The organism is Cryptosporangium phraense, from assembly GCF_006912135.1.
GTDB classification, from domain to species: domain Bacteria; phylum Actinomycetota; class Actinomycetes; order Mycobacteriales; family Cryptosporangiaceae; genus Cryptosporangium; species Cryptosporangium phraense.
In genome coordinates, this window is sequence record NZ_VIRS01000005.1 from 46357 (window position 1) to 60716 (window position 14360).

Sequence of the window (14360 nt, forward strand, 5' to 3'; positions counted from 1 at the left end):
TCTAACCCGGTCGGACACATCTGTCAAAAGATTGACGTTAACGTCGACCGAGATCTACGGTGGACAGCATGAAGCTGCGATCGGTCGCCGTCCTCGGCGGAGGCCCCGGGGGGCTGTACGTCGCCCGGCTGCTGAAATTGAGCCGCCCGGAGTGCCAGGTCGACGTCTACGAGCAGAGCCCGCCCGAGCAGACGTTCGGGTTCGGCGTCGGGCTGGCGAGCCGGACGCAGCGCAACCTCGCCGCCGCCGACCCGGCCAGCCTGGCCGACATCGTCGGCGCCTCCTACCGGCACGGGATGGCGATGACCGTCGGCGACACTACGGTCCGCCTCCCGGCCGGCGACCTGATCGCGATCGGCCGTTCCACGCTGCTGGAGATCCTCCGCCGGCACGCCGAGGCCGCGGGCGTCCGCGTCCACTACGGGTCCCGGATCCCCACACCACGAGGCACCGACCTCGTCGTCGCCGCCGACGGCGTCAGCAGCGCCACCCGCGAGGCCGGCGACTTCGGCGCCCGGATCACCACCCACCGCGGCCTCTACCTCTGGTGCGGCACCGACTTCGCGCTCCCCAGCGCGGTGTTCCGCCCGGCCACGACCGAGTTCGGCACGTTCGTCGCGCACGCCTACCCGTACCGGGCCGACCGCAGCACGTTCCTGATCGAGACCGACCAAGACACCTGGCGGCGGGCCGGCTTCGACGCGACCACCGACGACACCCCGTTCGACGCCAGCGACGAGCACTCGCTCGGCTACCTCACCAAGGCGTTCCACGACGAACTGCAGGGCCACCCGCTGATCGGCAACCGCACCCGCTGGCTGCGCTTCCGCACGGTGACCTGCGACCGCTGGCACGACGGCAACGTCGTCCTGCTCGGCGACGCGGTCCACACCGCGCACTACTCGATCGGCTCGGGCACGAAGCTGGCCATGGAGGACGGGATCGCGCTGGTCCGGGCCCTGGACGAGGCCGGCGACCTGGAGACCGCGCTGCGCCGGTACGAGGAGGAGCGCCGTCCCGAGGTCGAGCACCTGCAGGAGACCGCCCACCGCAGCATGCTCTGGTGGGAGTCCTTCCCCGGGCGGCTCGAGGTTCCGGTCGAGACGTTGCTGGTCTCGTACATGACCCGGGCCGGGAAGGTCACGCTCGACCGCTTCGCGGATCTCGCCCCGGAGGTCGTCCGGGTCGCGCTGGCCCGGTTCGCCGGCTGCGACCCGGCGTCGGTCCCCGACTCCGGCCGGGCCGCCTGGGTGCTCCGCGACCGTACGGTCGGCGCGTCCGGCCGTGCTCCGGTCCCGGTCGATCTCCCGGACGCCTGGGGAGCGTCGGCCGACGCGCTGGTCGGCCGGGTGCGGGGCCCGGTCGTCCTGTCGTGCGCCGACGCCCGGGAGCCGGTCCTCACCCTGTTCGACGTGGGGGAACGGCTCCGTCGCGAGGCTGATAGCGTCGTGACGGCCCGCCTCGACCGGCGGTGGGCCGAGTTCGCGGCGTCGGCGCTGGCCAGCGGGCGGATCGACTTCGTGGAATTCACCGACTGAGGGGCCATCGTGGGACTGCTCCGGGCCGAGGACCTCACGGTCGGCGCGGAGGCCGCGCTCGGCCGCTATACGGTCACCGCGGACGAGATCGTCGAGTTCGGACGGCAGTGGGACCCGCAGACGTTCCACGTCGACCCGGTCGCGGCCGCGGACAGCTACTTCGGCGAGGTGATCGCCAGCGGGCTGCACACCCTGGGCGTGCTCCAGCGGCTCGCGGTCCTGGGCGTCTACCAGCACTGGGACGTGATCGCCGGCCGGCGCATCCGCTCGATCGAGCTCACCGCCCCGGTCACCGGAGGCATGACGCTGGCCGGCACGCTCACGGTCGAGTCGGTCGAGCCCCGCGGCCCGGAACGCGCGCTGGTGACCGTCCGCGGCCGCCTGCGCGACGCGGCCGACGAGCGTCCGGTACTCGAGGCCGTCTTCGAGATGTACCTCCGCCGCGCGGGCTGACCCTGCTAAGAAAGCGTCCATGCCCGACCAGCGCACCGGTCACGCCTGGGACCTGATCGTCACACCCTGGCACCTCGACGAGCACCTCTCGGACTTCCCGGTCCCGGCCGGCGCGATCGAGGTCACTCCCCCGTCGCTGCCCGGCGGCCCGGTCGCCGCGCGGATGAACCGGCTGCACCGGGCGGTCGCCGACGAGGTGGCCCGGGTCGCGCGGCCGCTGGTGCTCTCCGGCGACTGCCCCACGTCCCGCGCGGCGGTCGCCGCGGTCCAGCGCCGCTTCCCCGACCTGGCCGTCGTCTGGCTCGACGCCCACGGCGACTTCAACACCCCGGCCATCAGCACCAGCGGCTACCTCGGCGGGATGGCCCTGGCCATGCTGACCGGCCGGACGCCCGGGCTGTTCGGCGACGACCTCGGCCTCCGGCCGATCCCCGACGCCCGGGTTGTCCTGGCCGACGCCCGCGACCTCGACCCGGCCGAGCGCGACGCCCTCGCCGCCGGCCGGGTCCGGCGCGTTCCCGCCGACCCGGCCGCGCTGGCCGCCGCCGTCGGCGACCTCGGCTCCGTTCCGGTCTACCTGCACCTCGATATCGACGTCATCGACGGCGCCGAACTGCCCGGCGCGCGGTTCCCGTCCGGTCCGGGGCCGACGCTCGCGCAGATCGAGGAGTGCCTGTCGGCGATCTGTGCCGTGGCCGACGTCCGCGCGGCCTATCTGGCCTGTGCGTGGCTGCCCGACCGCGTCGGCGACCGCGCGGCCCGGGACACGATCGCCCGGCTCACCCGGGCCCTCGGCGCCGACCCGGCCTACTGATCCCTCTCCACCGCTCCGGCGCGGTCAGGCCGGGAACCGGGCTCCGAGCCACTTCTCGATCACGGCCGACGCGAGCTCGTTGCCCGACGGCCCGTCCGGCGTGAGCGGGCGTCCGAAGTGGGTGCCGGCCACCGCGTCGACGGTCAGGTCGTCCGCGCCCAGGGCCTGGGAGAACGCGGCGATGTCGGACGGGAACGAGGCCTGGTCGCCGGTGAACTCCAGCAGCAGCGTCGGCACGGTCACGCCGGGAGCGCAGCGCAGGAAGTCGGCGTTCGTGGTGTTCGCGCTCCACGTCGACATCCAGGCCTCGGCGGTCGACAGCCGGCCGAAGCCGACCAGCCCGTAGTTCGTGAGGTCCGGGCGACGGCCGAACAGCGACCCGTACGGCCGGGCGTTCGGGTCGATCGAGAGGTCGACGTTGCGCAGGTCGGCGTCGGTGCGATGGACCGTGAGCAGACGTGGGACCAGCGCACGGCGCCGCTGCGAAGCGTCCGCGTGGGCTTTGTAGGAGCGGTTGGCCGACCGGGCCTCGGCCACCATCGCGGCGGCGGTGGCGTCGAGCCGGCGGACGCGGTCGGCTTGGGCGGCGCGGTAGCGGGCGACGAAGTCGGCGCCGTACTCGGCCGGGGCGGGCGCGTCGCGGAAGCCGTTCGCGGCGGCGAACGGGTCGAGGGCCGGGTCGACCGAGAGCGGGTCGGCCTCGTCGGTGACCGACGGGTCGATGACGCGCTGCAGCAGCGCACCCTGGCCCGGGTGCGGGGCGAGGAAGATCGCGCCGTCGGGAAGCGGCATCGTCGCGTCGGGGAGCGCGACCGGGCGGCCGGAGGGCGCGGTGCCGAGACGATCGGTCCGCGCGGCCTGCTCGACGTAGAACGCGGCCAGCGTGCCGCCGCCGGAGTGGCCGAGCGTAACGACGTGGTCGAAACCGGACTCGTGGAGAAAGACTTGGCCGGCGGCGAAGTCGAGGATCGCCTGCTCGTGGAGGAGGTTCAGGTCGTTGTTGAGCGAGCGCGAGCCCTGGGTCCAGACCGCGTACCCGGCGGCCAGCAGGTACGGCACCAGCGTGTGATGCGTGACGTCCTGGCGGGGGTGCATGAGCGTGACGACGCTGCGCGCCCGGCCGGGGACGCGCAGGACGCCGGTAACGGCCGCACCGTCGACCGTGGACAGCTCGTGCACCGAGGTCGCGACGTCGTCGGAGACGGCCGGGCCGGCGTCCGCGTAGCGCCCGGCGCCGAGCCGCGTCATCGGGCTTCCGTGCGGAGCGCGTTCTTGTCCCACTGGGCGATCCGGGCGCCGTCCAGGCCGGCGACGCAGCTGTACCAGACCGCGTGCCGGACGCCGGTGGCCCGGCGGTCGATCGAGATCGGCCGGTCGGACTCGAGGACGAAGTACGGACCGATCCGGCCGACCGTCACGTCGGGCAGGTCGCGGGCGACCGCGGCGATCGACGCGTTCTCGGGGACGTCGAGCACGAACAGCCTCATCGGGCGTCCTGCCAGTGCCCGGCCCGCTCGACGATCAGCTCGGCCTTCCGGACGAGCAGGTCGTCGAGGGTCGCGCCCGGGCGCGAGACGACGTCGACGAGCGCGTCGATGGTCAGGTTCGCGTCGAGATCCTCCTGGGGCGTCACCGGGCGCATCGCCCGGGTGATCTCGACCATGTACCCGTTCGGGTCGTGGGTGTAGATCGACTCGATCGTCTCGTGCTGGATCTGCATCTCGACCGGCCAGGCGCTGGCGTCCAGGCGGCGCCGGTACTCGAGCAGGTTCTCCTCCGAGTCGACGTGCAGGGCCAGGTGCCGCGAGCGGACGAACCAGTCGGGCGTCTCGTCGTCGAACCGGGCGTAGACGTCGCCTTTGGTCACGTCGGGAGTCGGCAGGCCGAAATAGTAGAAGAACGCGAGGCGGTCACCACCGCCGATGTCGAAGAAGAAGTGGATGAAGTCCGGGTGGGCCTCCGGGCCCCAGCCCGCGGCGCAGATCGAGTGCACGACCGGGAAGCCGAGCGTGTCGCGGTAGAACGCGACGGTCGCGGCCGGGTCGAACGTCGGGAACGCGGCGTGGTCGACGCCGCGGACGAGGTGGTCCATCTCTCCTCCTCAGGCGGTCAGCAGCGAGCCCGCGTGCGGGATCGCGACCGGCAGGTCGTTGGCGCGCAGGATGCTGTAGGCGCCGGCCGTCGCGGCCGACAGGACCGGCAGGCCGAACTCCTGCTCGGCCTGCTCGACGAGCTCCAGGGACGGCATCTGGACGCACGCGGAGATCACCAGCGCGTCGACGCCGGTGAGGTCCAGTGACCGCGCCGCGGCCATCACCCGGTCGCCGGGGATGCGGCCGACCTCGGCGTTGTCCTCGACCTCGAGCGCGCGCCAGTCGGCGACCGCGAACCCCTCGGCCTCGAGGTAGTGGACGACCTTCTCGGCGAGGGGGCGCAGGTACGGGGTGACGAGCGCGATCCGTTGGGCCTTCAGGGCCCGGAGGCCCTCGGTGAGGGCACCGGCGCTGGATCGCACCTTCGTTTCGGCGCCGCCCGCGGCCAGCTGCTCGGCGACTTTGGCCTCGACGCGCTGGTGTTCGCCCGGGCCGGCCGCCATCAGCGCGACCAGGCAGGCGTAGAGGAGCACGTCGGGGGCGGCGTCGCCGAGCTCGAGGACACAGCGCTCACGCTGCGCGTTCATCGCGGCGAGGCCCTCGGGCGAGACCTTGGCCATCCGCATCCGGCTGGCGTGGAACGAGAACGACGCGTCGGGGTGGCGACGCAGGAGCGCCGGCATCTCGGTCTCGACGGTGACGTTCGAGCTGGGGACGACGAGCCCTACGCGTACGTGCTTCATGATTCTCATGGTTCAACGCGCGTGGCGAAAAGTCAACGCGAGCGTCATTCGATACCGTGATCGACTATGAACAGCGAGCGGACGAAGACTCGTCGGGGCCTGGTCGAGCAGGAGATCTACGTCCAGGCAACCAAGCTGTTCGCCGAACGCGGCTTCGCCGGGACGAACTTCCAGGACATCGCCGACGCCGTCGGCCTCACCCGGCCGGCGCTGTACCACTACGTGAGCAGCAAGGACGAGCTGCTGGCCAAGCTGGTCGCCGAGATCACCCAGGACGCGGCGAACGACATCGCCGCCGAGGCCGCGCGGGCGGACGTGGACGCGGCCCAGAAGCTGCGCTCGATCGTCGCCGGCACGGCCCGGCGCCAGGGCGAGCACGCCGACCGGTTCCGGCTGCTGGTGCGGTCTGAGGCCGACCTGCCGGAGGAGATCGCGGCCGCGCACGAGGCCGGTCGGCGCGCGGTGCTCAAGTCGATCGCGGGCGTGATCGAGGAGGGGGTCGGGGACGGCACGTTCCGGACCGTCGATCCGCGCGTGGCGGCGCTCGGCGTGCTGGGGATGGTGAACTGGGTGGCGTGGTGGTACCGGCCCGGCGGCCGGGACGACCTGGGTGCGGTCTGCGACGAGCTGGCCGAGATGGCGGTGGCCGGCCTGCGCGGCCGGGACGGTTCGGCGGCGCCCCGGTCGGCCGCCGACGCACTCGCCGTCGTGCGCGAGGACCTGAACCGGCTCGAACGCCTTCTGTGAGTTTACGCTGGTCGTATGTCCTACGCCGTGGATTTCGCCGCTGTCTCGACCGTCGGGCTGGAGTCGTCGCCGGTGGCCGCGACCCTGGCCGGCCTCCGCGCCAACGAGGCCCGGTACTTCAAGAACAAGTACGACCACGTCTTCACGGTCGAGCCGGCCGCCGACGCCGAGGAGACGATCGCCTGGGTGAGCCGGATCCTCGCGGACGAGCGCGGCATCGTCATCGCGTCGCCCCCGCTGGAGGCGACGACGTTCCAGGTCGAGGACACGAAGTGGGCGTACGTCTTCTACGAGAGCGGCCTGTCGATCAACGTGTTGTACGCGCTCGAGGACGGCGGAAAGCGCGCGGTCGGGTTCAAGCTCTCCGACGGGATGGAGGTGCCGGACGAGCTCTCCTCGTTCAAGTTCGCCCGGCAGAAGTCGAAGCTGGCGGGCACGATCCGCGGCTCGTACTTCGTCATCAAGGGCGAGTACTGATCTCGTAGCGCACGCCGCCGTGTTCGGCGCCCTCGACGTCCGCCAGGTCGGGCGGGGTGTCGATGGTGCCGGTCAGCGTCATCCCGAGTTTCTCCAGCACGTTCCTGGAGGGTCGGTTCACGGCCATCGTGTCGGCCCAGACCGTGTGCACTTTCAGTTCGGTGAAGGCGCGGTCGATGAGGGCCCGGGAGCCTTCGGTGGCATATCCCTTGCCCCATTCGTCCCGGCGGAGGCGGTAGCCGAGTTCTACTTCGTCGGTCGTCGTCCCGTCTTCCGGGCGGAGGAAGAACCAGCCGAGGAACGCACCGGTGTCCTTGTGCTGCGCGGCGAACACGCCGAACTTGCCGTCCCACATCTCGTAGCCGGCCAGGATGATCGGCAGGACGCGCTCGCGGACGGTCTCCGGTGGGGTCGGGGAGGTGGACAGGTAGCGCAGGACGGGTGGGTCGCTGTCGAGCTCGATCAGCAGGTCCGCGTCGGCGGCGGTGAAGCGGCGCAGGACGAGGCGGTCGGTCTCGAGGTAGACGTGCATGGATGCATGGTGGTCCAAGCAGACCCGCGGCCTCGGCTTGAGCGGTCGCTCAAATCGGGGCATGCTGAGGGCATGACACCTCTGCGTCGCGTCGACTGCCGGATCGAGCAGCGGGTGCTCGTGAACGTGCGGGTCGACCCGGACGTCGCGGCCCGCCTGGTGCCCGCGCCGTTCCGCCCGCGGCTGGTCGACGGAGCAGCCGTCGCCGGCATCTGCCTGCTCTGGCTCGACGCGATCCGTCCGGCCGGTTTCCCGGCCCGGACCGGGCTGCGCAGCGCGAACGCCGCGCACCGGATCGCGGTCGAGTGGTCCGACGGCCCAGGACCCGGCCACGGTGTCTTCATCCTGCGCCACCGGCACACCGACTCCACCCCGACCGCGCTGGCCGGCGGCCGCCTGTTCCCGGGCGTCCACGAGCGCGCGCACCTATCCCGCACGACCGGCCCCGACCGCCTGGAAGTCCACCTCACCGACGCGGCGGACGAGGTCGCGCTGGCGGGTCCGATCGTCGACCGGATGCCGCCGGGCTCCGTGTTCCCCGACGTCGAGGCCGCGACCGCGTTCTTCGCCCGGGACTCGCTCGGATGGTCGGCCGGCTACCGCGCCGGCACGCTGGAGGGCGTCGAACTGGTCGCCGAGCGGTTCGAACTCGTCCCGCTCGGCGTCGAGGCGATGCGGTCGACGTTCTTCAGCGAGCGTTTCCCACCGGGCTCGACCCGCTTCGACAGCGCCCTCCTGATGCGCCCCACCCCCGCCCACTGGCACGCCCACCCACCCTGGCGCCTCCCGGCCCCGATCCCAGCCTGACCCCCCGACCGGTTGCCCGGAAAGCCCACCCCGGCGACCGATCCCGAAGCGCCCGCCGCGCCGCGTCGCGGTGGATCGGATCAAACTTCGGACACACTCGGTAACTCGGCCGGGAACTGGCGACCGGCCTGGCCGTGGCCGCTGCCTTCTCGGCGACCGGCAGGACCAATTCCACCGGGGCGAGGAGGAATCCGGCCAGAGAGGCGCCTCCTACAACGCCGGCGGCGGGCCGGAACTCGGCGCTCGAGAAGTGCCAGACGACCGAGTAGTAGCTCAATGGCCGGCTCAGGAACCGATCCGGCGGTAGCGGACGTGGGTCGTCAGCGGGGAGTGGAGCACCTCCACCGGCTCGAAATCGAACCCCACCTCCCCGTCGAAGATCCGCTCCCCCGCCCCCAACAACACCGGCGCGATGTCCAGCGTCAACTCGTCGATCACCCCGGCCGCCAGCGCCTGCCGCACCGCCGACGCCCCGCCGGCGATGTCGACCCCCTCCGTCCCCGCGGCCTCCCGCGCCGCGGAGTAGGCCGCCTCGAACCCCTCGGTGACGAAGTAGAACGTCGTCCCGCCGTCGAGCGGAATCGGATCGTGCGCGTGATGGGTCAGCACGAACACCGGCGCGTGGTACGGCGGCTCCGCGCCCCACCAACCCGTCCAGTCCTCGTCCCACTCGCCCCGGATCGGGCCGAACATGTTCCGCCCCATCACGTACGCACCCCGCGGACGCATGAGCCACTCGGCCGCGACCTTGTCGGCCTTGTTCGCGCGCGGGTCGCCGATGTGCCAGCCGTGCAGCTCCAGGCCCCGCTTCCCCAGCGGGTTCTCGCGACTCTGGTCCGGTCCGGCGACGAATCCGTCCAGCGAGATCGACATGTGGCACGTGGTGTCCGACATGCGCGGACGGTATCAGCCCGAGAACATTTACACCTGCGTCGGTCTATTGACGTCCACGTAACCCGCTGCCTATGTTGTGTGAGCCCAGACACAGACTGCAAGGCGGACTGACATGGCTTACGTCATCGGTGTGGATGTCGGCGGAACCTTCACGGACGCCGTGCTCGACGACGACTCCGGGAACCTGGTCGCAGCCAAGGCCCCGTCGACCCCGCCCGACTACTCCCAGGGCGTCATGGACGTCCTCGCAGTCCTGGCCGAGACCGTCGGCGAACCGCTCGAGCAGATGCTCGCGAACACCCACCACATCGCCCACGGCACCACGTCGTCACTGAACGCGCTGGTCACCGGCAACGTGCCCCCGGTCGGGTTCCTCACCACCCAGGGCCACCGCGACTCGATCTTCATCATGAACGTCGAAGGCCGGTACCTGGGCTCCTCCCCCGACCAGCTGCAGAACGTCCTCGGGCAGACGAAGAGCCACGCGCTGATCCCCAAGCGGCACGCGCTCGAAGTCGTCGAACGCCTCGACCGCGACGGCCGCACGGTCGTCCCGCTCGACGAACGCACGGTCCGGGCCGCCACGAAAAGCCTGCTCGGCCACGGCATCCGCTCGATCGCCGTCTCGTTGCTGTGGTCGTTCAAGAACCCCGCGCACGAGCAGCGCGTCCGCGAGCTGATCCACGAACTCGACCCCGACGTCTTCGTCGCGCTCTCCAGCGAGGTCAGCCCCCGCATCCGGGAGTTCTCCCGGAACGCGACGACGATCATGAGCGCCCAGATCGGCCCCGGCCTGCGCAGCTACCTGGGCACGCTCGAAGGCCGCCTGAAGACGAGCGGCCTCACCGGCCCGCTGCTGGTCATGCAGAGCAACGGCGGGGCGATCGCCGCCGCCGAAGCGCCCCGCACCGCGATCAGCACGGTAGGCTCGGTGCTCACCGGCGGGGTCGTCGGCGCGGTCTCCCTCGGCCGGCAGCTCGGCCACCGCAACATCATCTCGACCGACGTCGGCGGCACGACGTTCCTCGTCGGCCTCGTCGTCGACGGCGAGCCGGTCCGCACCAGCACGACGGTCATCAACCACCACCCGATCAACGTCCCGACGCTCGAGGTGCACGCGATCGGCGCGGGTGGCGGGGCGATCGCCTGGCTCGACGCCGGCGGCAACCTGCGGGTCGGCCCGCACAGCGCCCAGTCGGTGCCCGGCCCGGCCTGCTACGGCACCGGTGGCACCGAGCCGACGAACACCGACGCGAACCTGGTGCTCGGCATCCTGCCCGAGTCCGGGCTGCTCGGCGGCCGGAAGGCGCTGGACAAGCGGGCCGCCGAGGAGGCGATCCGCACCAGGATCGCCGAGCCCCTCGGTCTGACCACAGAGGACGCCGCCGCCGCGATCTACGCGATCCAGAACGCCCAGACCGGCGACCTGCTCCGCAAGACCGTCGTCGAGGCCGGCCACGACCCGCGCGAGTTCGTGCTCTACGCGTTCGGCGGGGCCGGCCCGGCCTACTGCGCCTCCTACGCGGCCGAGGTCGGCGTCCGCGAGGTGGTGGTGCCGCTCGGGCCGGTCGCCTCGGCGTTCTCGGCCTACGGCCTCGCCTCCTCGGACATCGTGCTGGCCCGCGAGCTCTCCGACCCGGGCCTGATGCCCCTGCCCGACGCGACCGTCCAAGCCCATTTCGACGAGTTGCAAGCCGCGCTCGCAACCGAGCTGGACCGGCAGGGCCTGACCTACGACCGGGTCGAGTACGTCCGCTCGATCGATCTGCGCTATACGTCCCAGCTGGCCGAGGTGTCGGTCGAAGTGGCCGACGGCGACGACCTGACCACGGTCGCCGAGAACTTCGAACGTCGCTACGCCGAGCTGTTCGGCGAGGGCACCGGCTTCAGCGCGGCCGGCATCCAGGCGATCACGTTCCGGGTCCGGGCGACCGGCACGCTGCCGTTCGACCCGCAGCTCCCCAAGCTCGCCGACGCCGCGAGCCCCGACCCGGCCGAGGCCCTGCACACGACCCGGAAGGTCTGCCTCGACGCCCGCCACGGCTACGTCGACACCCCGGTCTACGACTACCGCAAGCTCCGCCACGGGCACGTCCTCACCGGCCCGGCCGTCATCGAAGTCCCCACGACGACCGTCGTCGTCCCGCCGGGCACCACCGGCACCGTCGACCACCTCGGCAACCTGACGATCACCCGGGAGCCCCGCTCATGACCATGCCCATCCCCGGCTCCGAGCACTTCGCCAGCCGCCCCGCCGACCCGGCCGAGCTCGCGGCCCAGCTCCCCGGGACCCTGGAGATCCACCAGGTCGCCCAGGACCGGATCGACGAGCTCGACCCGCTCACCTACGAGGTCATCCGGCACCGGCTCTGGTCGGTCACCGAGGAGATGGGCGAGGCGCTCAAGCGCATGTCCGGCTCCCCGATCGTCACCGACGCCAACGACTTCGACTTCGCGATCTGCGACGAGCTCGGCCAGGAGGTGCAGGTCGGCCTCTACAACACGATGCTGGTCGGCGCCGTCGACCTGGCCATCTACTGGACCCTCCGGCACCGGGCCACCAACCCGGGCATCCGCGAGGGCGACATGTTCCTCTGCAACGACCCCTGGGTCGGCGGCGGCCTGCACCAGAACGACGTCATCGTCTACCAGCCGGTCTTCCACGACGGAAAGCTGTTCGCCTGGACCAGCGCGATCTGCCACGAGCCCGACCTGGGCGGCGTCGGCCTCGGCTCGTTCAGCCCGGCCGCCCAGGACGTGTTCTCCGAGGCCCTCCCGACGCCCCCGGTGAAGGTCGTCCGCGACTTCCAGCTCCAGGACGACGTGGCCGACCTGTGGGTCCGCCGCTCGCGCGTGCCGATGCTGGTCAGCCTCGATCTCCGGGCCAAGGTCGGCGCGAACACGGTCGGCCGCAAGCGTCTGCACGAGGTCATCGACCAGTACGGCGCCGACACGGTCAAGGCCGTGATGAAGCGGATGATGTCCGACGCCGAGGGCCGGCTGCGCGAGAAGCTGCGCGCGCTGCCCGACGGCACCTGGAAGGCCACCGGCTACCAGGACCAGTCCCACGAGGGCGACCGGGGCGTCCACAAGATCGAGCTCGCGATGTCCAAGCGGGACGACCGGCTGACGTTCGACTTCACCGGCACCGACCCGCAGGCCGGCGTCATCAACTGCACGTACGCCGGGATGCGCGGCGGCGTGATGCTGGCGCTGCTGCCGATGCTGGCCCAGGACATCCCCTGGTCGGCCGGCGGGCTGATGCGCTGCTTCGACCTGGTCTCCGAGGAAGGCACGATCAACAACGCGACGTTCCCGGCCGCGGTCGGGCGCGGCCCGATCGGTCCGGCCTGGCTCACCGGGACGCTGGTCGCCGAGTGCCTGTCGCAGCTGCTCGACTGCTCCCCCGACCTGGGCCGGAGCGTCCAGGCGGCCTGCTGCGGCACCTGGGACACCGCGGTCGTCGCCGGGCTAGACCAGCGCGGCGATGCGCCGGTGCCGTTCCTCAACATCATGATGGAGCCGATGGCCGGCGGGTACGGAGCCCGCCCCACGGTCGACGGCATGGACACCGGCGGGCTGTTCTGCATCCCGATGGGCCGCGTCCCCGACGTCGAGATGACCGAATTTCTCTACCCGCTGCTGACGCTGTGGCGGCGGGAGGAACCGGACTCCGGCGGTCCGGGCCGCCAGCGAGGCGGGGTCAGCGCGTCGCTCGCCGTCGCTCTGTACGGCTCGGAGGTGCCGGCCGGCCTGGTCTTCGCGTCGGCCGGGAAGGCCGTGTCGCAGAACGGCGGGCTGGCCGGGGGCTACCCCGGCAACACCGGGCTGGAGGTCCTCGTCCGCGGAGCGGACGTCCACGGTGCACTCGCGAGCGGACGGATCCCGCAGTCGGTCGAGGACTTCGGCGGCGAGGCGGAGATCGCGCCCTGCTACGCGCAGTCCTACCTGGCGCCCGGCGAGGTGCTGTACATGAACTGGCAGGGCGGCGGAGGCTACGGCGACCCGCTGCGGCGGGATCCGGAGGCGGTCGCGCACGACGTGCGCGAGCTGAAGGTCACCGCGTCCGCCGCGGCGGACGTGTACGGCGTCGTGCTGTCCGACTCCCAGGTCGACGTTTCGGCGACGGCCGCCCGGCGCGCCGAGCTGGCCTCCCGGCGGAGGGACCGCTCGCAGCCGGACCCGGTCTCCGAGGGTCGGGTCGACCTGGCCGAAGCCCGGCGGATCGACGACAACCTGGTCGTGGCCGGTTCGGTCGTGGGTTGTGCGCACTGCGGTCAGCAGTTGGCCGACACCACGGTGGACGCGACGCTCGCGCTGCTGCGCTACGACGGCCCGGTCGCCGAGGCGGGCCCGCAGATCGTGTCGAACCCGGCCGACTACGTCGACGACGAGGTCGTGTTCCGGCAGCTCTCCTGCCCGGGTTGCCAGGCCGCGATCTACTCCGGTGTCGTCCCGAAGGCGCACGTCGATCACGTGGCCGACGTCTCCCGGTTCGTCACTCGGTGAGCGGTCAGAACCCTCCGGCGCCCCCGTCGACGGTCAGCCGGTGGTCGGTGACGTAGCCGGTCGTGACCAGGAAGATGACCGCGTCGGCGACCTCGGCCGGCGAGCACACGTGCCCAAACGGCGAGGTCGCGTCGACCTCCCGGATGTCGGCGACGCCCGCCGTCGCGCGGGCCAGCCGGAACCCCATCTCGGTGTCGACGAGACCGGGCGCGACGATGTTCACGTGGACGCCGTGGGCCCGTTCCTCGCGGGCCAGCGTGTGGGCGAGGGCCTCGGCCGCGGCCTTGCCCATCGTGTACGGCGCCCCGCCGGGAGGGGTCGTGCGGGCGGCGATGCTCGAGATGAAGACCAGGTCGGAGCGGGCGGCCCGGCGGAGGTGCGGGAGCGCGACCTGGGCCAGCCGGTGCGGGCCGAGCGCGTGCACGCGCAGGACCTTCTCCAGTTCGGCCGGGTCGGTGTCGACGACCGTGTGACCCCGGCTGGCGATGCCGGCGTTGCTGACCACGAGATCGAGTCCGCCGAGGTCGGCGGCGGCGCGTTCGACCGCGTCCGCGGTCTGGTCGAGGTCGGCGATCGACGCCCGGTAGGCCGGGCCGCCGGTCTTCCCGGCCGTCTCGCTGGCCGCTTCCTCGTCGCGGACGTAGGTGATGGCGACGTCCGCGCCCACGTCGGCGAGGGCGAGCGCGATCGCCCGCCCGATGCCGCGGCTGCCTCCGGTGATCAGCGCGTGCCGTCCGGTGAGGTCCATGGCTC

The 14360-nt window shown here is 72.0% G+C and carries 15 protein-coding genes; 8 read left to right on the forward strand and 7 right to left on the reverse strand.

All coding sequences use genetic code 11. The features are described from left to right. Window positions 1-68: 68 nt before the first annotated feature. Genes FL583_RS08930 through FL583_RS08940 form a run of 3 tightly spaced genes read left to right on the forward strand, consistent with a single transcriptional unit; the run spans window position 69 to window position 2805 of the window. The gene (locus FL583_RS08930) at window positions 69-1538 is read left to right on the forward strand and encodes an FAD-dependent monooxygenase (protein ID WP_142704081.1); all 1470 of its coding nucleotides are present in this window, start codon (window positions 69-71) and stop codon (window positions 1536-1538) included. Between the two features lie 9 nt (window positions 1539-1547). Continuing rightward, the gene (locus FL583_RS08935) at window positions 1548-1991 is read left to right on the forward strand and encodes a MaoC/PaaZ C-terminal domain-containing protein (protein ID WP_205751958.1); all 444 of its coding nucleotides are present in this window, start codon (window positions 1548-1550) and stop codon (window positions 1989-1991) included. Window positions 1992-2010: 19 nt separating this feature from the next. Further along, window positions 2011-2805, forward strand: a complete 795-nt coding sequence (locus tag FL583_RS08940; RefSeq protein WP_142704083.1) for an arginase family protein — start codon at window positions 2011-2013, stop codon at window positions 2803-2805. A 24-nt stretch (window positions 2806-2829) separates the two neighbouring features. Here FL583_RS08940 and FL583_RS08945 read toward each other — a convergent pair whose 3' ends face one another. From FL583_RS08945 to FL583_RS08960, 4 genes are read right to left on the reverse strand one after another with little or no spacing between them, the layout of a single operon-like run. Further along, window positions 2830-4053 carry an alpha/beta fold hydrolase gene (locus tag FL583_RS08945; protein WP_142704084.1) on the reverse strand — a complete coding sequence of 408 codons (1224 nt, stop codon included), beginning with the start codon at window positions 4051-4053 and terminating at the stop codon, window positions 2830-2832. After that, complete coding sequence (locus FL583_RS08950) at window positions 4050-4292, reverse strand: hypothetical protein (RefSeq protein ID WP_142704085.1); 243 nt, start codon at window positions 4290-4292, stop codon at window positions 4050-4052. The genes FL583_RS08945 and FL583_RS08950 overlap by 4 nt, the downstream gene beginning before the upstream one ends. Next, window positions 4289-4897 (reverse strand): VOC family protein, encoded by a 609-nt coding sequence (locus FL583_RS08955; protein WP_142704086.1) that lies wholly within the window; start codon window positions 4895-4897, stop codon window positions 4289-4291. Before FL583_RS08955 ends, FL583_RS08950 begins: the two co-directional genes overlap by 4 nt. A gap of 9 nt (window positions 4898-4906) precedes the next feature. Next, entirely contained in the window at window positions 4907-5641 is a 735-nt protein-coding gene (locus tag FL583_RS08960; RefSeq protein ID WP_142704087.1) for a maleate cis-trans isomerase family protein, read from the reverse strand. Between the two features lie 66 nt (window positions 5642-5707). Between FL583_RS08960 and FL583_RS08965 the strand changes: the two genes are divergently transcribed. Then, window positions 5708-6388 (forward strand): TetR/AcrR family transcriptional regulator, encoded by a 681-nt coding sequence (locus tag FL583_RS08965; protein ID WP_142704088.1) that lies wholly within the window; start codon window positions 5708-5710, stop codon window positions 6386-6388. A 15-nt stretch (window positions 6389-6403) separates the two neighbouring features. Beyond that, the gene (locus tag FL583_RS08970; RefSeq protein ID WP_142704089.1) at window positions 6404-6865 is read left to right on the forward strand and encodes a phage tail protein; all 462 of its coding nucleotides are present in this window, start codon (window positions 6404-6406) and stop codon (window positions 6863-6865) included. On the opposite strand, the gene FL583_RS08975 is transcribed toward FL583_RS08970, so the two are convergent. After that, complete coding sequence (locus tag FL583_RS08975; protein ID WP_142704090.1) at window positions 6849-7397, reverse strand: GNAT family N-acetyltransferase; 549 nt, start codon at window positions 7395-7397, stop codon at window positions 6849-6851. The two genes, FL583_RS08970 and FL583_RS08975, sit on opposite strands and share 17 nt — an antisense overlap. Window positions 7398-7469: 72 nt before the next feature. Here FL583_RS08975 and FL583_RS08980 point away from each other — a divergent pair, with 72 nt between their 5' ends. Further along, complete coding sequence (locus tag FL583_RS08980) at window positions 7470-8204, forward strand: YqjF family protein (RefSeq protein ID WP_142704091.1); 735 nt, start codon at window positions 7470-7472, stop codon at window positions 8202-8204. Between the two features lie 285 nt (window positions 8205-8489). On the opposite strand, the gene FL583_RS08985 is transcribed toward FL583_RS08980, so the two are convergent. After that, the gene (locus FL583_RS08985) at window positions 8490-9098 is read right to left on the reverse strand and encodes a dihydrofolate reductase family protein (protein ID WP_142704092.1); all 609 of its coding nucleotides are present in this window, start codon (window positions 9096-9098) and stop codon (window positions 8490-8492) included. Between the two features lie 112 nt (window positions 9099-9210). On the opposite strand from FL583_RS08985, the gene FL583_RS08990 reads away from it, so the two are divergent. Both FL583_RS08990 and FL583_RS08995 read left to right on the forward strand, forming a co-directional pair. Next, window positions 9211-11310 carry a hydantoinase/oxoprolinase family protein gene (locus tag FL583_RS08990; RefSeq protein ID WP_142704093.1) on the forward strand — a complete coding sequence of 700 codons (2100 nt, stop codon included), beginning with the start codon at window positions 9211-9213 and terminating at the stop codon, window positions 11308-11310. Next, window positions 11307-13607, forward strand: a complete 2301-nt coding sequence (locus FL583_RS08995) for a hydantoinase B/oxoprolinase family protein (RefSeq protein ID WP_142704094.1) — start codon at window positions 11307-11309, stop codon at window positions 13605-13607. Before FL583_RS08990 ends, FL583_RS08995 begins: the two co-directional genes overlap by 4 nt. A gap of 4 nt (window positions 13608-13611) precedes the next feature. Here FL583_RS08995 and FL583_RS09000 read toward each other — a convergent pair whose 3' ends face one another. Beyond that, window positions 13612-14355, reverse strand: a complete 744-nt coding sequence (locus FL583_RS09000) for an SDR family NAD(P)-dependent oxidoreductase (RefSeq protein WP_142704095.1) — start codon at window positions 14353-14355, stop codon at window positions 13612-13614. Between the last annotated feature and the right edge of the window lie 5 nt (window positions 14356-14360).